This window comes from Cognatundibacterium crateris, from assembly GCF_010078235.1.
In the GTDB taxonomy this organism is placed as follows: domain Bacteria; phylum Pseudomonadota; class Gammaproteobacteria; order Burkholderiales; family Burkholderiaceae_D; genus Undibacterium; species Undibacterium crateris.
Genome location: NZ_JAABOS010000004.1, coordinates 159,590 through 177,538, shown reverse-complemented (window position 1 = coordinate 177,538; position 17,949 = coordinate 159,590). Strand labels below are relative to the sequence as shown.

Annotated in this window: 19 protein-coding genes, 6 tRNA genes and 1 riboswitch; of the genes, 13 read left to right on the top strand and 12 right to left on the bottom strand. The window is 52.6% G+C overall.

Annotated features, from left to right (window positions below):
- The first annotated feature begins 60 nt into the window (after nucleotides 1-60).
- The 11 genes from EYB48_RS09265 (at nucleotide 61) to rarD (ending at nucleotide 7,609) form a co-directional block, all read left to right on the top strand.
- Nucleotides 61-633, top strand: coding sequence for an RNA polymerase sigma factor (locus EYB48_RS09265; protein WP_162020062.1), 573 nt, complete (start codon nucleotides 61-63; stop codon nucleotides 631-633).
- Nucleotides 630-1,064 (top strand): DUF3619 family protein, encoded by a 435-nt coding sequence (locus tag EYB48_RS09260; RefSeq protein WP_162020061.1) that lies wholly within the window; start codon nucleotides 630-632, stop codon nucleotides 1,062-1,064. The genes EYB48_RS09265 and EYB48_RS09260 overlap by 4 nt, the downstream gene beginning before the upstream one ends.
- A 2-nt stretch (nucleotides 1,065-1,066) precedes the next feature.
- On the top strand, nucleotides 1,067-1,747 hold the full coding sequence (locus tag EYB48_RS09255; RefSeq protein WP_328823331.1) for a DUF3106 domain-containing protein: 681 nt from the start codon (nucleotides 1,067-1,069) through the stop codon (nucleotides 1,745-1,747).
- A gap of 1 nt (nucleotide 1,748) precedes the next feature.
- Nucleotides 1,749-2,267 (top strand): RDD family protein, encoded by a 519-nt coding sequence (locus tag EYB48_RS09250; RefSeq protein ID WP_162020059.1) that lies wholly within the window; start codon nucleotides 1,749-1,751, stop codon nucleotides 2,265-2,267.
- A gap of 60 nt (nucleotides 2,268-2,327) precedes the next feature.
- On the top strand, nucleotides 2,328-2,999 hold the full coding sequence (locus EYB48_RS09245; RefSeq protein WP_162020058.1) for a TetR/AcrR family transcriptional regulator: 672 nt from the start codon (nucleotides 2,328-2,330) through the stop codon (nucleotides 2,997-2,999).
- A complete protein-coding gene (locus EYB48_RS09240; protein WP_162020057.1) occupies nucleotides 2,996-3,577 on the top strand; it encodes an LOG family protein in 582 nt (193 codons plus the stop codon). The genes EYB48_RS09245 and EYB48_RS09240 overlap by 4 nt, the downstream gene beginning before the upstream one ends.
- 139 nt (nucleotides 3,578-3,716) lie before the next feature.
- Nucleotides 3,717-3,926, top strand: a complete 210-nt coding sequence (locus tag EYB48_RS09235; RefSeq protein ID WP_162020056.1) for a DUF3460 family protein — start codon at nucleotides 3,717-3,719, stop codon at nucleotides 3,924-3,926.
- 41 nt (nucleotides 3,927-3,967) lie between these two features.
- Nucleotides 3,968-4,822 carry a segregation and condensation protein A gene (locus tag EYB48_RS09230; RefSeq protein WP_328823329.1) on the top strand — a complete coding sequence of 285 codons (855 nt, stop codon included), beginning with the start codon at nucleotides 3,968-3,970 and terminating at the stop codon, nucleotides 4,820-4,822.
- Nucleotides 4,823-4,861: 39 nt separating this feature from the next.
- Nucleotides 4,862-5,701, top strand: coding sequence for a pantoate--beta-alanine ligase (gene panC, locus EYB48_RS09225; protein WP_162020055.1), 840 nt, complete (start codon nucleotides 4,862-4,864; stop codon nucleotides 5,699-5,701).
- Complete coding sequence (locus EYB48_RS09220; RefSeq protein WP_162020054.1) at nucleotides 5,701-6,597, top strand: cobalamin-binding protein; 897 nt, start codon at nucleotides 5,701-5,703, stop codon at nucleotides 6,595-6,597. Before panC ends, EYB48_RS09220 begins: the two co-directional genes overlap by 1 nt.
- Before the next feature lie 124 nt (nucleotides 6,598-6,721).
- Complete coding sequence (rarD, locus tag EYB48_RS09215) at nucleotides 6,722-7,609, top strand: EamA family transporter RarD (RefSeq protein ID WP_162020053.1); 888 nt, start codon at nucleotides 6,722-6,724, stop codon at nucleotides 7,607-7,609.
- 117 nt (nucleotides 7,610-7,726) lie between these two features.
- Here rarD and EYB48_RS09210 read toward each other — a convergent pair whose 3' ends face one another.
- Complete coding sequence (locus EYB48_RS09210) at nucleotides 7,727-8,368, bottom strand: DUF3471 domain-containing protein (protein ID WP_162020052.1); 642 nt, start codon at nucleotides 8,366-8,368, stop codon at nucleotides 7,727-7,729.
- A gap of 253 nt (nucleotides 8,369-8,621) precedes the next feature.
- Nucleotides 8,622-8,713: riboswitch (TPP riboswitch) on the top strand.
- 68 nt (nucleotides 8,714-8,781) lie between these two features.
- Here EYB48_RS09210 and EYB48_RS09205 point away from each other — a divergent pair.
- Nucleotides 8,782-10,935 carry a TonB-dependent siderophore receptor gene (locus EYB48_RS09205; RefSeq protein ID WP_162020051.1) on the top strand — a complete coding sequence of 718 codons (2,154 nt, stop codon included), beginning with the start codon at nucleotides 8,782-8,784 and terminating at the stop codon, nucleotides 10,933-10,935.
- Nucleotides 10,936-11,115: 180 nt separating this feature from the next.
- On the top strand, nucleotides 11,116-11,466 hold the full coding sequence (locus tag EYB48_RS09200) for a hypothetical protein (protein ID WP_162020050.1): 351 nt from the start codon (nucleotides 11,116-11,118) through the stop codon (nucleotides 11,464-11,466).
- 163 nt (nucleotides 11,467-11,629) lie between these two features.
- On the opposite strand, the gene EYB48_RS09195 is transcribed toward EYB48_RS09200, so the two are convergent.
- From EYB48_RS09195 to tolB, 11 genes are all read right to left on the bottom strand, one after another.
- Nucleotides 11,630-13,087, bottom strand: coding sequence for a Ppx/GppA phosphatase family protein (locus EYB48_RS09195; RefSeq protein ID WP_162020049.1), 1,458 nt, complete (start codon nucleotides 13,085-13,087; stop codon nucleotides 11,630-11,632).
- A 145-nt stretch (nucleotides 13,088-13,232) separates the two neighbouring features.
- On the bottom strand, nucleotides 13,233-14,144 hold the full coding sequence (locus EYB48_RS09190) for a class I SAM-dependent methyltransferase (protein ID WP_162020048.1): 912 nt from the start codon (nucleotides 14,142-14,144) through the stop codon (nucleotides 13,233-13,235).
- A 154-nt stretch (nucleotides 14,145-14,298) separates the two neighbouring features.
- Nucleotides 14,299-14,374, bottom strand: a tRNA-Lys gene (locus EYB48_RS09185).
- A gap of 53 nt (nucleotides 14,375-14,427) precedes the next feature.
- Nucleotides 14,428-14,503: transfer RNA gene (locus EYB48_RS09180), tRNA-Lys, on the bottom strand.
- A 53-nt stretch (nucleotides 14,504-14,556) separates the two neighbouring features.
- Nucleotides 14,557-14,632: transfer RNA gene (locus tag EYB48_RS09175), tRNA-Lys, on the bottom strand.
- A 53-nt stretch (nucleotides 14,633-14,685) separates the two neighbouring features.
- Nucleotides 14,686-14,761, bottom strand: a tRNA-Lys gene (locus tag EYB48_RS09170).
- Between the two features lie 53 nt (nucleotides 14,762-14,814).
- A tRNA-Lys gene (locus tag EYB48_RS09165) sits at nucleotides 14,815-14,890 on the bottom strand.
- Between the two features lie 77 nt (nucleotides 14,891-14,967).
- Nucleotides 14,968-15,043 (bottom strand) — tRNA-Lys (locus EYB48_RS09160).
- An 86-nt stretch (nucleotides 15,044-15,129) separates the two neighbouring features.
- A complete protein-coding gene (gene ybgF, locus EYB48_RS09155; RefSeq protein ID WP_162020047.1) occupies nucleotides 15,130-15,891 on the bottom strand; it encodes a tol-pal system protein YbgF in 762 nt (253 codons plus the stop codon).
- Between the two features lie 83 nt (nucleotides 15,892-15,974).
- On the bottom strand, nucleotides 15,975-16,511 hold the full coding sequence (gene pal, locus EYB48_RS09150) for a peptidoglycan-associated lipoprotein Pal (RefSeq protein WP_162020046.1): 537 nt from the start codon (nucleotides 16,509-16,511) through the stop codon (nucleotides 15,975-15,977).
- 128 nt (nucleotides 16,512-16,639) lie between these two features.
- Nucleotides 16,640-17,947 (bottom strand): Tol-Pal system beta propeller repeat protein TolB, encoded by a 1,308-nt coding sequence (gene tolB / locus EYB48_RS09145; protein ID WP_235935007.1) that lies wholly within the window; start codon nucleotides 17,945-17,947, stop codon nucleotides 16,640-16,642.
- Between the last annotated feature and the right edge of the window lie 2 nt (nucleotides 17,948-17,949).

The window sequence follows — 17,949 nt, the reverse complement described above, 5'->3', positions numbered from 1 at the left end:
CTATTCCGGTCCACTGGCCGGAATCAGACTATCTGAATCACCAAGCGAATATTGCCAACAATGGCCACCGACAGAGAATTATCCAGTTTCCTTGAAGGCGTAGAACGCCGTGCTTTCAAGCAAGCGATGTATGCAGTCAGAAATGAAGAGTCCGCGCTCGACATCGTGCAGGAAGCGATGATCAAGTTATCCGAAAAATACGGTGACAAGCCTGCCGCCGAATTACCCATGTTGTTTCAGCGCATATTGCAAACCACAACGCTGGATTATTTCCGAAGAGAAAAAGTAAGAAATACCTGGGTCAGCCTGTTCTCCAGCATCACTCCGGACAATAACCGCGAAGATGACAACTTCGATTTGCTGGAAAGCTATGCCGCCGAGGAGGGAACTGAAGCAGCGGAATCCAGTGCTGATAAAATAGAGCGCGAGCAAGTCCTCAACATTATTGATGAAGAAATAAAAAAACTTCCGACACGTCAACGGGAAGCCTTCCTCATGCGTTACTGGGAAGACATGGATGTAGCAGAGACAGCTGCCGCAATGGGCTGCTCTGAAGGCAGTGTCAAAACGCATTGCTCGCGTGCCACTCACACATTGGCTGCATCGCTCAAGGCTAAAGGAATACAGCTATGAACTACTCAAAAGAATCGCAGGATCTCGACTTTGCCTACAAGGTAAAACGTGCGCTCAATGAGTCGGCAGAACAACTCCCTGCCCCGACTCTGGACCGGCTCGCCCAGGCACGTAAGCTGGCAATGGCGCGTAAGAAAAAAGAAGCACCGGTTGCAGTGCGCGTATTTAAAGGCGCTTTCGCTGGTAACAATGGCCTTTCATTCAGTGGCCCGGGCTCCTGGCTGGGCAAACTGGGACTGGCCTTACCGGCGCTGGTACTGGTGGTTGGTATGTTCGGCATCTATGAATACGAACAACAGCAAAATATCAACGAACTGGCAGATATAGACGCCACCATGCTGGTCGATGAATTACCACCGGCCGCCTATGTAGATACTGGCTTTACGGCTTACCTGAACAATAAAGACAATAAAGATAAACCGGAGGATTGAGCGTGTTGTTGAAAGCCTTGCCGCGTATCACAGTCATACTTATCGCTACAGCGACTGCACTGCCTTTGGCCTATGCCATAGGCGGTGCCTTACCTGTCAGCAACAACACCTCTGCGGTCAAGGCAACATTGCCCCAGACCGCGACCAAACCACTCTGGACAGAATTGAGCGCTGCGCAGAAGCTGGCGCTCAGTCCGCTGGCTGGCGAATGGGACAGGCTGCCTGAACTCAGTAAGAAGAAATGGCTGGAAATTGCCGCCCGTTACAACGGCATGAAGCCGGATGAACAGGCACGCCTGCAGGAACGTATGCGCGACTGGGTCAAGCTGACACCGGAACAGCGCATGGCAGCCAGAGAAAACTATGCCAAATCGACGCAATTGCCAGCTGAAAAAAAATCAGCGCAATGGCAACAGTATCAGCAACTGAGCGATGAAGAAAAGAAACGCCTGGCTGCTGAGCATGAGAAAAAAAAGAGCCTGACTAATCTGTCGCCTGAATCGATTAAGAATCCGAATCCGCTGGCACCGATTAAACTGGGCCCAAAACCGGTCATTGCCCCCAAAGCTGCTGTTCAGGCCGCTCCCGCCAGCCTGAGCAGCGCAGCACCTGCCTCAGTGGCAGTGGAAGCGGCTCCTGTTAACACCAGCGCCAGCCCTGCCTCCCAGCCTCAGACGAAGTAAGATGTCGACTACGATTTTGCCTGCCCCGCCACTCAGGCGCAGGGTAATTTGTATGGTGTACGAAGCAATGTTGCTGTTTGGCATAGCCTTCGTTGCCGATTTCCTGTTCGATGTGCTGACCCAAAGCCGTCACGCACTCAGTTTGCGTGCCGGACGGCAAGCCTGGCTGTTTGTGGTATTCGGCGTTTATTTTGTGTATTGCTGGACCCGCAGCGGCCAGACGCTGGCGATGCAAACCTGGCGCATCAAAGTGACCGATAACAATGGTGGGCGCATACCAGTCATCAAGGCGATCGTACGCTACTGCCTGGCCTGGATGTGGTTCTTACCAGCGATGGCGCTGGTGTATCAATTTAATCTCAAGCAATGGCCTATGGTGATTGCGGTGACCGCGGGTGCCGCTGCCTGGGGCGCGATAGCCTTACTGCGCCCTGACCGCCAGTTTCTGCATGATCATCTGGCGAAAACACGGTTATTGCATATTCCGGCAGTGAAGCAGGACAGCACTGCAGACCAGTGAAGTTTTGATGTTAGAGCGAAGGATGATATTCTTACGAAATCATCCATCGAGAAGAATGACATGCAACACAAAGCTCCTCGCCGTACCAGGGAACGCATCCTCGAGCTCTCCCTGCGCTTATTCAATGAATTTGGTGAACCGAATATCACAACGACCGTGATAGCGGAGGAAATGAATATTTCCCCCGGCAATCTTTATTATCACTTTAGAAATAAAGACGATATCGTCAATTCTATTTTTGCTCAGTTTGAAGCGGAAATTAATAAGAAACTGGCCTTCCCTCAGGGAAGAAAAGCAAATATTCAGGATGTCTGGACCTACCTGCATCTGACCTTTGAGCTGGTCTGGCGCTATCGCTTTTTCTATCGTGACCTGAATGATCTGTTGTCACGCAACCGCAAGCTGGAACTGAATTTCAAAGAAATTCTGACCCATAAAATCAAGGTTGCGACTGGCTTGTGCACCGGCTTACGGGCTGATGGTGAGTTCGAAGCGACCGATATGGATATTGATGCGCTCGCCACTAACATGGTCGTGGTTGCAACCTATTGGTTATCCTACGAATACGTGCGTAATCCGCGCAAATATACCGAGCTGCAAACCATGTCAGATTCACTGGCGCGTGGCTGCTATCAGGTCATCGTGCTGATCAGCCCCTATCTGCGCGGCGAAGCAAAACAGGTATTTGAAAAGTTATCTGCCGACTACTTGCGGAAGATGAATCAGGAATGAGTGCCATCTGCGTCTATTGCGGCTCATCGCCCGGCATTTCCCCAGTCTATGCAGATTCGGCGCGCCAGTTAGCGGCGGAGCTGGTCGCACGCGGCCACGAGCTGGTGTACGGCGGCGGCAATGTCGGCCTGATGGGCGTGATTGCCGATGAAGTCATGCGCCTGGGCGGCAGTGTTACCGGCGTGATTCCGCAAGCCCTGATGGACAAGGAAGTCGGTCACCGTGGGCTCACGCAATTGCACATCGTTGCCAATATGCATGAACGCAAAGCCATGATGGCTGAACTGGCGCAAGGCTTTATCGCCATGCCCGGTGGCATAGGCACACTGGAAGAATTGTTTGAAGTCATGACCTGGGCGCAATTAGGCTTCCACCACAAGCCGGTGGGCTTACTGAATACCCAGGGATTTTATGACGGATTAGTACAATTCCTGCAACACACAACTGAACAGGGTTTTTTACGCCCGGCGCATCAGGCCATTCTGCAAGCGAGCGCAAACCCCGCGCAATTACTCGATCTGCTTGCTGCGTATCGCCCTGTCGATACGCGTAAATGGCTGCAGCAAAGCGATCTGTAAAAAGAATTTTTAGCGCCAGCAACTGGTGCTATGGTCACAATCCGGAATCTGAGGCGGCATTCGAAGGGGATTTCCTTTATTTCCTTTAAAACCAGAGTAAAATGCCGCTTCATCCGTTCTTTTAAGCGTTTATTTCAAAATGAAATTCTCCAAGCAATTTTCCCTGTACGAATCCGAAGCGACCCACTTCCTGCAAAGTCTGAAGAAGGCCAATCCACAACTGGAACAAAGTCAGCGCGATGGCCGTGCCTTGCTGTGGGATAAAGCACCTATCGATCTGGATGTAGCCAGCCGCAACAAAGATGCGCGCGTGGCCCAGCAGCCTTATGTCTATCAAAACAAAGGCTGATTTTTCTGCCTTAATTGATTGATTATTGACTGTTAACGCGAGTGACTGACAGCGAAACCAGCAACACCGACCTGCCCCTGGTCGGTGCTACGGACACCACACCGGACGTCGTTGACGGCCTGGCGTTTGCCAAGCTGTATGGTGAGCCTTTATTCAAGCTGCCTAACGATCTGTACATTCCACCCGATGCGCTGGAAGTATTTCTGGAAGCCTTCGAGGGACCGCTCGATCTGCTGCTGTATCTGATACGCAAGCAAAACTTCAATATCCTCGACATTCCCATGGCGGATGTCACTCTGCAATACCTGAAATACGTAGACCAGATTCGTAAAAACAATCTCGAGCTGGCAGCAGAATACCTGCTGATGGCAGCGATGCTGATCGAGATTAAGTCGCGCATGCTGCTGCCCTCCACCAAGAGCACTGAGGGCGAAGAAGCCGACGATCCGCGCGCGGAACTGGTGCGCCGTTTGCTGGAATATGAACAAATCAAGCTGGCCGCCTATGATCTGAATACGGTACCGCAACTGGGGCGTGATTTTTTACATGCCCAGGTCTTTATCGAAACGCAGACCGTACTGCACTGGCCGCAGGTCGAGATCGCTGACATCCAGACCGCCTGGGCCGATGTACTCAAGCGCGCGACGCTGGTACAGCATCACAAAATCAGTCGCGAGGAATTGTCGGTGCGCGCCCACATGACCGGCATCCTGCGTAAGCTGCAATCGACCCGTTTTGTCGAGTTTTCTGAACTGTTTGACCCCAGCCGCGGTGCGCCAGTGCTGGTGGTGAACTTTGTCGCTTTGCTGGAGCTGGCCAAGGAAACTCTGATTGAAATCACTCAGGCCGAAGCCTTTGCCCCTATCTACGTCCGTCTGGCTTATACACCAGCCTGATGCTGACCTCTTTTTGAACTTACTCTCTCTTTATTCACCATGAAAATCATTTCATCTATAGAAGAATTGCGCGACCACCTGAGTGGTCAGTTGCGTACGGCTTTCGTACCAACCATGGGCAATCTGCATGAAGGCCACTTGTCGCTGATGCGTCTGGCAAAAAAACATGGTGACCCGGTAGTCGCATCAATTTTCGTGAATCGCCTGCAATTTGGCCCTAACGAGGATTTTGATAAATATCCGCGCACCTTCCAGGCTGACGTAGAAAAACTGGAAAAAGAAGGCGTCTACATCCTGTTCGCACCGACAGAAAAAGATTTGTATCCTGAACCTCAGGAATTCCGCGTACGTCCACCCGATGATCTGGGCAATATTCTGGAAGGTGAATTCCGCCCCGGCTTTTTCACCGGCGTGACCACAGTTGTGTTGAAACTGTTCTCCTGCGTACAGCCTAAGGTCGCGGTGTTCGGTAAAAAAGACTATCAGCAATTGATGATCATCCGGAATATGAGTAAGCAATTCGCACTGCCTACCGAAATCATCGCGGCCGACACCTATCGTGCCGACGACGGACTGGCGCTGTCATCACGCAATATGTATCTGTCCGCTGCAGAGCGCGCAGAAGCCCCTGCGCTGTATCAAACCCTGCATGAAGTGGCACAGGAAGTCCGCAGCGGCCATCTGGATATGTTTGCGCTGGAACGCCAGGCCATGGAAAAACTGCATGCGCGTCAGTGGAATCCGGATTATGTCTCTATCCGCAAACGCGACAATCTGCAACCGCCTTCAGCCGGTGACCTGGCGCAGGGTGCGCAACTGGTGGTATTGGCTGCCGCTAAGCTTGGCGGTACCCGCCTGATCGACAATCTGGAAATCTGATGCTGCTGCGTCCGTTCTGCCTGCGTGGCATAGTCAGCCATAGCCTGGCGCTTGCCTTGAGCCTGACTGCCGCCTCCACGCTGGCGGCGGTCAGCGTGAAAGATGATGCGCAACGCACAGTCACGCTGGATAAACCGGCGCAACGCATCATCAGTCTGGCACCGCATGCGACTGAATTACTGTTTCAGGCCGGTGCCGGCAAAAGCATGGTCGCGGTCAGCGATTACAGCGATTATCCGGATGCAGCACGTCAGTTGCCCTCGGTTGGCAATGTATTCGCACTGGATCTGGAGCGCATCGTTGCTTATAAGCCGGATCTGATCGTGATCTGGGGCACAGGCAATGCAAAAAATCTGGCCAATCAGCTGCGCAACAGTAAGCTCAATGTGTTTGAAAGCGAGCCACGCGATTACGAAATGGTGGCCAGCTCGATAGAAAGACTGGCCCATCTGGCTGGCACTGACGCACAGGGCAAGGCCGTCGCAGCGCAATTCCGCGAACGCCTGGCACAATTGCGCAAGACGTATCAGTCTGATGCGAAACCGGTCAGCGTGTTTTATCAAGTCTGGCAAAAACCGCTGATGACACTCAACGATACGCACATGGTGTCCGCTGCGATACGCCTGTGCGGTGGCCGCAATGTATTTGCAGAGCTGAAGGAAATCAGCCCCAGCATTTCCCTGGAAGCGGTACTGGCAGCCAATCCTGACGCCATCATCAGCGCCGGTGACAGCCCGGATAAGCTGCGCGAACAGTGGAAGCAATATGCAATACTGAATGCGGTAAAGAAAAATCATATCTACACGGTCAAAGGCGACTGGCTCAACCGCGCCGGTCCGCGCATCCTCGAAGGTACAGAGGCCCTCTGCAAGGCAATTGCTTCCGCCCGACAATAAGTATCAGGGATACTGCACTAAGCACGATGTACCAGACAAAGTACCGGTACACCTGCCTCAGACTTTGCTGCGATAATAGCGAACTGGCCAGTGTTATCTGGCCTTTTCACTTTTGGATAGATTTATGCGCAAAGGCACTTTACTGGCAGGCTCCGCTTACGTCATATGGGGTTTGTTTCCGCTCTATTTTCATGCTTTACAGGCGGTACCTGCCTTAGAAATTCTGCTCAACCGCATGCTGTGGTCGCTGTTATTTCTGGTCGGGGTACTGGCCTGGCGCAAGCAATGGGGCTGGGTGCGGGAAGCGCTGGCCCAACCTAAGCTGATCGCCAGTTTTACACTCAGTGCTTTGCTGTTATCGACCAATTGGTTTGTGTATATCTGGGCCGTCAATGATGGTCATGTGATCGATGCCAGCCTCGGTTATTTCATTACACCGCTGGTCAATATTCTGCTTGGTTCCATCATGCTGCGTGAACGTCTGCGCGCAGTGCAATGGCTGGCGGTGGGCTTCGCGGCGGCCGGTGTGGCCTGGCTGACCTGGCAAACCGGTCATCTGCCGTGGGTGGGTTTATTCCTGGCGCTGACCTTCGGCACTTACGGCCTGTTGCGTAAAACCTCCAAGCTGGGTGCGCTCGAAGGTTTGTCGCTGGAGACTGCGATCCTGTTCCCGTTCGCAATCAGCTATCTGGGCTGGCTGACCTGGCATGGGCAGAATGCGCTGATTACCCAAAGCACGGATCTCAAACTGATCCTGATGCTCAGTGGTCCGGTTACCGCGATTCCCTTACTGATGTTTGCCGCTGGTGCACGCCGCATTCCTATGACGACACTGGGCCTGTTGCAGTACATTGCACCGATGGTGCAACTGATGCTGGGCGTCTGGTTATTTCATGAGCCTTTCGATCAGCATAAATTGCTAGGCTTCGTACTGATCTGGGCCGCGCTGCTGGTCTATTCGGCTGAAGGACTGTGGATGAATTTCCGTACCCAGTCTGACGCTAAAACCTAGTCACTTCAAAGTAAAGTCCGCATGAATAATGGCTCACAGCCCGATTTTGGCTGCTGAGGCAGTGTTCATGCGGACTTTGCTTTCTGACGCAAGTTCTGCGGCTTCAAAATCCTAGTATCAGCGCAGCCTGAGCGCCGGTAAGTGCTGGCCATGCTGATGCAGTATCAACTGCTTCACACTGCCATCCGTCTGCTTCTCGAATTGTATGCGGGCAGCTACACCAACCGCATCGAACTCGGTCTCCGACACCGCCATTAACGCAAACTGCGGCTGGCCACTGGCCTGCGCCAGAAAACGCTCGCCATCACGACTGATGGTAATCACAAAGTTGGGTGCCAGCTGATATTGGCCGACATAGGCGTCGAATACGGCTGCAGGCAGCGCCAGCACTTTAGCTGCCGGTTTGTCTGATGAGGACTTCAGCGCCACACGTTGCGCTGGTAACTCGCGACCACCCTGCCTGAGCACCAGTTTGTTGAACTTGCCATCGCTGTCTTTTTCAAAGCGGATTTCAGCGCCGAACTTATCGGATACGAATACCTCCTGCGCCTTGGCCCTGACCTCAACAGCAGGCTGTCCGGTGGCCTGAATCACAAAGCGGCTGCCCTCACGCCTGACATTCAGCACAAAATTCGGCGCCAGCTGGTAGTCGCCCACATAGCTGTCAAACACAGCATCCGGCACTGTAATCGGCGCCGGTGCAGCTTGCTCTGTACTCGTGCTGGCAGCAGTTGCCGCAGTCTGCCGGGCCAGACTCAAGGGGCTTTGCACTAGCAGCACAGCCAGTATAAAAGAATAGGAAATGGGGAAGCGGCACATCATAACTCCTGAGTGAATGACGCAATGCACTGCGCCGTGTCAGTGCGCAGCAGTGGGAAACAGAGATATTATATTGCCAATTTAATAGCAAATACAGCAATAATTTTGACTGGAAATTTCACGTGTGAGTCATTCCAGCCTGAGGCCGCCACAATCTGGCACGGACAACGGGGTGCGATTCAGGGTAAAATCGCGGCTTCGCTAGGGGTCCCGCTTTGCCGGGTGAGAAAAACCCTTATACCTGATCTGGATCATGCCAGCGTAGGAAAGCGCAAAGTTCACAGCCAGTTCTGGTTTGCTTTGGCGACTACTATGCAGCGAGTCGCAGGTCTCACTGACAACCAAGAGCAACCATGACATCTACCCGCCGCCCTGCTGTGCACGCCGTGCAAACAATCATTCAGCCTGCTTTCCGCCTATCCCTGCTTGCGCTGGCTATCGCGCAATGCCATACCGCCGCCTATGCACAAAGCAGCGACAACAGCTTGCCAGAAGTGGTCGTCAGTGCCAGCAAAAATAAAGACGGCAAAGCAGAACGCAGCAAGGCAGCAGGCTTCATCGACGCGCCTTTACTCGATACCCCGTTCTCAGTCAGCAGCTGGACCCAGCAACAAATGCAGGATTTGCGCATACGCCAGACCACCGATGCGATGAAATTTGATGCCAGCGTCAACGATGCGTACAACGCAGTCGGCTATGCGGAACAGTTTTCCATTCGTGGCTTTGCACTGGACAATGCGAGCAGCTATCGCAAAGATGGTTTCGCGATTCCGGGCGACGCCTCGATTCCGCTGGAAAATAAAGAACGCGTAGAAATCCTCAAAGGTATCGCTGGCTTCCAGTCTGGCTTCGCCACACCGGGCGGCGTAATCAACTACGTGACCAAGCGTCCGCTCAACAGCGCCTTACGCACGGTGACCACAGAAATTTCGGAACGCGGCACGCTGTATGGCGCGGCAGACCTCAGCAATCTGAACGCCGACAAGCAGTTCGGCTACCGCATCAATGCGGCTGGTGAACGGCTGCGTTCGTATGTGAAGGGTGCCAATGGCGAGCGTCAGTTTGTGTCAGCCGCGTTTGACTGGCATCTGAACAATAACTCGCTGCTGCAACTGGACCTGGATTATCAGCACAAGTCCCAGCTTTCCGTACCCGGCTTTCAGCTGTTTAACGGCACCTCCCTGCCGCGCGGCGTGAATGCAGAGATGATGCTCAATGATCAGGCCTGGGCCAAACCTGTCGATACCCGCAGCAGCAATCTGGGCCTGCGTTTTGAGACCCGCCTGAATGCGGACTGGAGCGCCAGCCTGGCGGCCAATCTGCATGACTTCCATCGTGATGATTACACTGCGTTTCCTTATGGCTGCAGTGCTGCCAATCTGTATCCGGGCTATTGCGCCAACGGTGATTATGATGTGTACGATTACCGCAGCCTGAATGAATCCAAGAAGCTGATCAGCACCCAGGCTTTATTGCAAGGCAAACTGGTGACGGGTAACTTCAGTCATCAAATCGCGGCAGGCCTGTCGACTTCGCGTCGCCGTGATTATTTCGGTGATGCGGTTTATGAATATGCAGGGTCCAGCAATCTGTTCCGTCCGGTGGCTGTTGGCATCACCAGCAAAGTGCCGGGTGCCGCTTATCTGCGCCGTACCGACAAAGAATGGTCAGCCTTCTTACAAGATATCATCACTGTGTCTGAAGCCTGGACCCTGCACCTGGGCCTGCGCCGTCTGAACATAGAGCGCAGCCAGTCAGACAACCCTGGCTATAGCAATGCGCACTGGGTGTCGAATACCGCACTGGTATATAAACCGCAAGCTGCAGTCTCGCTCTACACGTCGTTTGCACAAGGACTGGAGCATGGTGGTATCGCGCCTTTCGGCACTGCCAATGCCAATACCATGCTCAATCCGGCCCGCTCACGTCAGCTCGAACTCGGCGTGAAAGCCGATCTGCTGCGTGACCTGAGCCTGAGTGCAGCACTGTTCCAGATCAAAAAACCGCTGGAATATACGAATGCCGCGAATGTCTATGTACAAAATGGCGAAGCACAGCACACCGGTCTGGAATTATCGGCACAAGGCAAACTGAACACCAGCCTGAGCCTGGGTGCCAGCCTGACCAGCCTGCGCGCAGAACAGCAGGATACTGGCCTGGCCAGCATGGATGGCAAACGGGTGTTGAATGTACCGGAGCTGAAAGCCAGTATCTATGCTGACTACGCAGTGGCTGCGGTGAAGGGGCTGAATCTGCAGGCGGCCTGGCAGTATTCGGGCAATAAAGCCTTTTCCCCGGATAACAGCGTGATCGTGCCCGGTTATCAGGTCTGGAATCTGGGTGCGCGCTACAGCACACAAATCGCTGGTACGGCGACTACACTGCGCTTCAATATCGATAATGTGGGCGACAAATTTTACTGGCGCGATGTGACCCAGTCACTGGGCGGCTATTTGCTGCCAGGCGCACCACGTACTTATAAAGTATCGGCGCAATTCGATTTCTGAAGCGTGCAGTACTAAGCGCAATGCACGCAAAAATACACGCAAAAATGCGTGCAAAAGCGCATAAAAAAACGACGGCTAGCTGCCGTCGTTTTTTGTTGAAGATACGGCGTCTGCAGCTACGCACAGGCGCTGGCTAAATTTTGTACAATAGTCCTCTTTTTACTTACAAGCGACGCCGATATGGAATCCCACCGCAAACTCTCTTCCGCCCTGCATGCCGCATTAGGTGTGATACATGTCGTTATGCTGCTGGGCATCTATGTGTTCGCCAGTCAGTTGTTCGCGCTGTTCAGCAACGGTGAAATTCCAGCCTTGTTCACGCAGTTTGTTGGCGCATTTTTCATACTCGCCAGTGTGTTTTGTCTGGCACAGATCATCATCGGTTTTGCCGGACTCGCAGGCCAGCCCTGGGTCAGAATCCCTTTGCTGGTGATCGCGGCTTTTGAACTATTCCAATTCCCGTTCGGCACCGCCTTGGGTGCCTATACCCTGTGGGCTTATCTGAGCGAAGATAAGCAGCAAGTCCAGTAAAGACGCGGCTTCCCAGCCTTTTTTGCCCTGCAGGCCAGATTACATCAGGACTTTTGTTTTTTGATCGCTCCGCAAACCATATAATTCGCTGCCTGCATACCCATAAAAAAAGGCTGTCGCCCGCTAACGGAGACAGCCTTTTTTTCGAGCTGAGGATCACTGCTTACACATTGGTTCTGACCAGGAAGTCGACGCCGATTTCGCGCCAGCATTCGATTTCTTTTTGCAGCCAGTAAGCCACAGTAGGATGTACGCTGACCCAGTCGCGCCGCATTTCCAGTTCTATCGCTTTTTTCATCTTCAGGCGGATATCTTCGTATTCGATTTCTGCGCGTGAATGCATGAGCATAATCGCGAGCCGCAAGGCCAGTACCGCCTTGGCGAAATCCGCATCCGCCAGACCGTCAGCAACTTTGCGCAGATTGCCTTTCTGGCTCAGGATCAGCTTACTCATAATGCGCTGCTCCAGCGTGGTAAAGCCGGCCATATCGGCATTCTCTATCATGTATGCGCCGTGCTTATGAAAACCGGTATGCGACACCACCATGCCGACTTCATGCAGGCGCGCACTCCAGACCAGCAAGCGATTGTAATTGTCGCTGGCAGGTTTGAGCTGCTGATAAATCGATTTCGTCATTTCTGCCACGCGGTGCGCGCGTGATACGTCGACATGAAACAGCTGCGCCATTTTTTGCACCGACACTTCACGCCGGTCACGTTTAGTCGCCCGCAAATGCAAATCCCACATCACGCCCATGCGCAAACCGGCTTCCACCGGATACAACACGTCGATCTGAAATTCTGTCATCAGACCGATCAGGATCGCCAGCCCGCCAACCACCATCGCCACCCGTTCAGGCTTAATGCCGCTGAGCTCCAGCGTCTGCAGATGTCCGCTTTGTATGCAGTATTGTTTGAGCGTGGTCAGACTTTGCAGCGTGAGTTTGCCATCGCCCAGGCCACCTTTGGCAATCGCATCAGAAATCGCGCGCATGGTGCCCGACGAACCATAGGCTTTACGCCAGTGCTGAGGCTGATAGAAAGGCGCGTCGTCTTCAAACACAGAACGCGCTGACAGGATGGCAGCTTCAAACGCCGCCTCAGTCAAACGTCCGTCAGGAAAAAACGTGGCGCTGTGTCCTACTGTGCCTACGCTAAACGATTCCACCTTGACGATTTCATGCCCGCGGCCGAGTATCACTTCGGTAGAACCACCACCGATATCCATCACCAGACGACGCTCACCCGGCACACTGATGGCATTCGCCACACCGAGATAAATCAGACGTCCTTCTTCCTCGCCGGAGATGACATCGATAGCACACCCTATCGCCGCTTCTGCGCGTGGCAGTAATTCAGCCGCATTGTTAGCAATGCGTATGGTATTGGTCGCCACTACCCGCACCGCACTGACCGGATAAGCGTTGAGCACTTCTTTAAAACGACTGAGGCAATCTATCGCACGCTGCATAGACTCCGGCGTCAGATTACCATCGGCATCCAGCCCGGCAGCCAGGCGTATAGGCTCACGCGCACTTTTGACGACCTTGATCACATCGCCTTCATGACGGCCTATGTGCATACGAAAACTGTTGGAACCCAGATCAACGGCAGCCAGCATGTTTCCTATCCTTTATTAGTATCTATCGATGAATTTATCGGTGCATTTATCGGTACATCATATGCCACTGCTCAAACAGTGCGCTGCTGCTCAGTGGTGTGCCTGAATGCGCAACGCCTGAAATGATATTAATCATTTTTTGTGACTAAGCGGTGACGTTTTCACTGTTCGCTGTGCCATCTGCAACAAAGAAGCGTCTTTGCATATGATCCAGGCCTGTGGTTTTGAGCACCTCAGCGAGCCGCTCTGCAGCACGGCGCACAGGCTTACCCTTATATTCGGCAATGATGAGTTCATTCTTCATCGAATGCTCCCAACCGACCAGCTCAGTGACACGCACCTGATAGCCATGCGCTTCTAATTGAAGGCAACGCAGCACATTCGTGATCTGACTGCCAAATTCGCGTGTATGGATAGGATGACGCCACATTTCCGACAGCGGATTATTGCGTACCGCATCACCTTTATGCTTGCGTAATTCCGCCGCCACTTCAGCCTGGCAGCAAGGCACCAGCACCATAAAGCGGGCTTTCTTTTTTAACGCAAATTCTATCGCGTCATCGGTCGCAGTATCGCAGGCATGTAAGGCTGTCACGATATCTATCTGCTCCGGCAACTGCGTCGAACGGGTAGAGTCAGCAACCGATAAATTCAGAAATGACATGCCCGGAAAGTCGAGCCGCTGCGCGAGTTCAGTCGAGCGCTTCACCAGCTCATCGCGGGTTTCTATGCCATAGATGTGCGCTTTGCTCTGCGCCTGACCAGCTTTAAAAAACAAGTCATACAGGATGAAGCCCAGATAGGATTTACCCGCGCCATGATCGACCAGACTGATATCACTGCGTTCTGTCTGCAATTGCTGCAGCAGCGGCTCGATGAATTGATACAGGTGATAGACCTGTTTTAATTTACGACGGCTGTCCTGATTCAGTTTGCCATCACGCGTCAGGATATGTAATTCCTTGAGCAGTTCCAGCGATTGTCCGGGACGGATTTCATGCTTTTCCTGGCTCGCAGGTGCAGCGGCAGTTGGATGGGGTTTGGCTGACTTTTTCATGGCGTTATCCGGTGTACTGATCTGGCATCATAAATCCAATCCGGCGCCGGTGGGGAAAGTTTGCCTGTCCTCTGGATGCAGGCAAATGCTGTCACTGTCGACGGTTACCGGAAAAGAAAAAGGACTCAGGCTTACACCTGAGTCCTTCTTATTTTGGTAGGCCGTGCGGGATTCGAACCTGCGACCAACGGATTAAAAGTCCGCTGCTCTACCAGCTGAGCTAACGACCCAAAACTTGCTGAACTGCCTGAAAGTTTATTCGCAAGATAAACTTCGATGATTTTGGTAGGCCGTGCGGGATTCGAACCTGCGACCAACGGATTAAAAGTCCGCTGCTCTACCAGCTGAGCTAACGACCCAAAACTTGCTGAACTGCCTGAAAGTTTATTCGCAAGATAAACTTCGATGATTTTGGTAGGCCGTGCGGGATTCGAACCTGCGACCAACGGATTAAAAGTCCGCTGCTCTACCAGCTGAGCTAACGACCCAAAACTTGCTGAACTGCCTGAAAGTTTATTCGCAAGATAAACTTCGATGATTTTGGTAGGCCGTGCGGGATTCGAACCTGCGACCAACGGATTAAAAGTCCGCTGCTCTACCAGCTGAGCTAACGACCCAAAACTTGCTGAACTGCCTGAAAGTTTATTCGCAAGATAAACTTCGATGATTTTGGTAGGCCGTGCGGGATTCGAACCTGCGACCAACGGATTAAAAGTCCGCTGCTCTACCAGCTGAGCTAACGACCCAAAACCTGGATATGTCTTCGTAGGAGCTGCGTGAGGCGATCATGAATTTGATCTGCGTACTCAGCTCTCTGTATTCGTGGTAGGCCGTGCGGGATTCGAACCTGCGACCAACGGATTAAAAGTCCGCTGCTCTACCAGCTGAGCTAACGACCCGAAGAAGAACGAGATTGTATGAGGCTTCAGCCCTGATGTCAATGGGCTGAGCCGGATTAAATCCCGTTTCTTGTTTATTTCAATGCTTACTTCAAGCCCGACAGACGGCTCTTCGCTGCCTGCGCCGCTTCCGTGCCCGGATACTGTGCAATCAGACCTTCCAGGGTTTTCTTGGCAGCTGGTTTTTCTTTCAACTCAATCTGACAGGTCGCGATATTCAACATCGCTTCCGGAGATTTAGGATGATCCGGGAAGGATTTCAGCAATTGCTGCATCACTGGAATCATGCCTTTGCAATCGCGTTGCGCGTAGTAGGAATTACCCATCCAGTATTGTGCCGACCCGGCATACGCAGATTGCGGATAACTGGTCAGGAAACCGGAAAATGCAGTCACGGCATTTTTGAAATCGCCGGACTTATAAGTCGTCATCGCGGCTTCATAGGCACGTTCTTCACTCTGCTCTATCACCACTTCACGGCCATCAATCACGGCGCGCTTAGGTTCGAGCTTACGTACCCGGTTATCCAGGTCGACATAAAAATCCTGCTGACGGCGTTGCGCATTGGCGAGGTCATTCGCCAGCACTTCTAACTGGCCGCGCAGCTTCGCCATCTCACTTCTGAGTTTTTCGTTTTCATTCGCCAGATCCAGTGCGGTACTTTTATCGGCCTTGGTGTCAAGCCGGTTATCCAGCCGCGCATTGACTGCATCCAGCCTGGCACGCAGATCCAGAATCGCTTTGCGTGCTTCATCATCATCGAACAGACCAGCGGTGGCAGCCGATGGCAGGCAGGCAGCCAGGAACGCTGCTGCAATCAGGGATTTACGGGTAGAAGTGAGTTTCATAGCGTTCTAAAAATAAAATGCGCCGCCTGTCAGATAACAAGCGGCGCCAGTCAACTTATTTCACCGTTAAAGTGAAGCGCAGATTACTGATAAACGATATCAGCACGGCGGTTTTCTGCCCAGGATGCTTCATCATGGCCAGTCGCTTTTGGCTTTTCCTTGCCCAGGGAAACGGCTTCCAGCTGGGACTCAGGCACACCCAGCAGGCTCATCGCTTTACGCACTGCTTCTGCACGTTTCTGACCCAAAGCCAGATTGTATTCAGAACCACCACGTTCATCGGTATTACCCTGGATCAGAATCTTACGTGCTTTGTTGGTGTTCAGATATTTGGAGTGATTTTCAACGACAGATTTGTAGTCGTCTTTCACGATATAGCTGTCGAAGTCGAAGTACACGCTACGCTTAGCCAGAACACCGTTAGGATCGTTCAGAGGATCAACAGAAACTGTTTTCACTTCTTTGACTGCATTTGGGTCTGCAGCTGGCGTTACTGCCTGAACTTGTTTTTCAACGATAGGGGCTTTTTCTTCCAGTGGTACTTTAGAAGCACAAGCGGATAACAATACAACGCTGGACACCAGCATTGCCAGAGTTTTAGTTTGGGAAGTGAATTGCATTTTCTCTCCTGATCAAAAATAGATAACAAGTTTTTTTAGATTGAGACTGCTACCGGGAGCAAATTCCGCGTCAGATAGTGTAACTCTTTCAGCTGCTCTTGCGCCAGAAAAACAATCTCCGTACTGCTTTACTTCAAATACGGTCCCCAGGTGGGTTCACGAATATCGCCTGCCTGGACCGAAATAGTCTGCTTCACTTTACCATCCACCGACACCACCGCCAAGGTAGCACGGCGGCCAGTTTCGGTTGCATACATGATGTAGCGACCGTTAGGGGAAAAGCTCGGTGACTCGTCTTTGCTTGTGTCAGACAACTTAAGTTCCTGACCACTACCTAAATCCAGCGCATATAACTGGAATTTCCCCTCACGGCGCGAGATATAGGCCAGTGTGCGGCCGTCCGGTGAAATACGCGGCGTGATGTTATAACTGCCATTAAAGGTCACGCGTTTGGCTTCCCCGCCATTCGCATTCATACGGTAAATCTGTGGACCACCGCTGCGATCACTGAGGAAGTACACCGATTGTCCATCGGCAGAAAACTGCGGCTCGGTATCGATAGAGCTGCTGCTGGTCAGGCGCTGCAAGCCGGTACCATCAGCGTTGATAGTGTAAATCTGGGTCAGGCCATCGCGCGATAAAGCAATCGCCAGCTTGCTGCCATCTGGCGACCAGGCCGGTGCAGAATTACTGCCTTTAAAATTTGCGACCTTACGTCGTTCACCCGTCAACAGATTCTGGGTCCAGACCACCGGTTTTTTCTCTTCAAACGAGACATAGGCGACCTTGCTGCCATCCTGCGACCAGGCGGGTGAAATGATGGGCTCATTCGAACGCAGCGCAACCCGGATACCTTCACCATCTGCATCCGCCACTTCCAGCCGGTATTCGCTGCCAGCTTTGGTCACATAGGCGATACGGGTAGAAAACGCACCGCGTACACCGGTCAGTTTTTCGTAAATATCGTCTGCAATTTTATGCGCAGTAACACGGGTATTGGTCGGCAAAGCAGCGACAGAAAAGCCTGACAAGGTGCTGCCACGCACGGTATCGAGCAATTTATAACGCACATCAAAGCGGCCATCAGCCAGGCGTTGTACGCTGCCGACTACCAGTGCCTCGGCACCGCGCTTTTTCCATTCTTCAAAATTGACTGCGCTGTTTTCACTGATCGCCACACCGGCATCAATCAAACGGAAATAGCCACTGCGTGCCAGATCGTCACGGATGATCGCGGTCACCTGTTGCGGCGTCAGGGCTTCATCGGTAAATCCGGCAATCGCAATCGGAATCTGGCTCGATCCTATGCCTGACACTTCTACCCGCAATTGCGCCTGCGCAGGCGCAAACGGCAGCGCGCTACCCAGACCCAGCACCAGTGCGGACAAGGCGATTTTCTTTAACAGACGGGAATATCCATAATTAGGGCGCATCATTA

Bases quoted from the DNA above. Each gene is read 5' to 3' on its own strand.
- pal (WP_162020046.1), bottom strand. From the start codon at position 16,511: ATGCAATTCACTTCCCAAACTAAAACTCTGGCAATGCTGGTGTCCAGC.
- rarD (WP_162020053.1), top strand. From the start codon at position 6,722: ATGCGCAAAGGCACTTTACTGGCAGGCTCCGCTTACGTCATATGGGGT.
- tolB (WP_235935007.1), bottom strand. From the start codon at position 17,947: ATGATGCGCCCTAATTATGGATATTCCCGTCTGTTAAAGAAAATCGCC.
- EYB48_RS09250 (WP_162020059.1), top strand. From the start codon at position 1,749: ATGTCGACTACGATTTTGCCTGCCCCGCCACTCAGGCGCAGGGTAATT.
- EYB48_RS09265 (WP_162020062.1), top strand. From the start codon at position 61: ATGGCCACCGACAGAGAATTATCCAGTTTCCTTGAAGGCGTAGAACGC.
- EYB48_RS09245 (WP_162020058.1), top strand. From the start codon at position 2,328: ATGCAACACAAAGCTCCTCGCCGTACCAGGGAACGCATCCTCGAGCTC.
- EYB48_RS09190 (WP_162020048.1), bottom strand. From the start codon at position 14,144: ATGAAAAAGTCAGCCAAACCCCATCCAACTGCCGCTGCACCTGCGAGC.
- EYB48_RS09240 (WP_162020057.1), top strand. From the start codon at position 2,996: ATGAGTGCCATCTGCGTCTATTGCGGCTCATCGCCCGGCATTTCCCCA.
- EYB48_RS09195 (WP_162020049.1), bottom strand. From the start codon at position 13,087: ATGCTGGCTGCCGTTGATCTGGGTTCCAACAGTTTTCGTATGCACATA.
- ybgF (WP_162020047.1), bottom strand. From the start codon at position 15,891: ATGAAACTCACTTCTACCCGTAAATCCCTGATTGCAGCAGCGTTCCTG.
- EYB48_RS09235 (WP_162020056.1), top strand. From the start codon at position 3,717: ATGAAATTCTCCAAGCAATTTTCCCTGTACGAATCCGAAGCGACCCAC.
- EYB48_RS09220 (WP_162020054.1), top strand. From the start codon at position 5,701: ATGCTGCTGCGTCCGTTCTGCCTGCGTGGCATAGTCAGCCATAGCCTG.
- EYB48_RS09205 (WP_162020051.1), top strand. From the start codon at position 8,782: ATGACATCTACCCGCCGCCCTGCTGTGCACGCCGTGCAAACAATCATT.
- panC (WP_162020055.1), top strand. From the start codon at position 4,862: ATGAAAATCATTTCATCTATAGAAGAATTGCGCGACCACCTGAGTGGT.
- EYB48_RS09200 (WP_162020050.1), top strand. From the start codon at position 11,116: ATGGAATCCCACCGCAAACTCTCTTCCGCCCTGCATGCCGCATTAGGT.
- EYB48_RS09260 (WP_162020061.1), top strand. From the start codon at position 630: ATGAACTACTCAAAAGAATCGCAGGATCTCGACTTTGCCTACAAGGTA.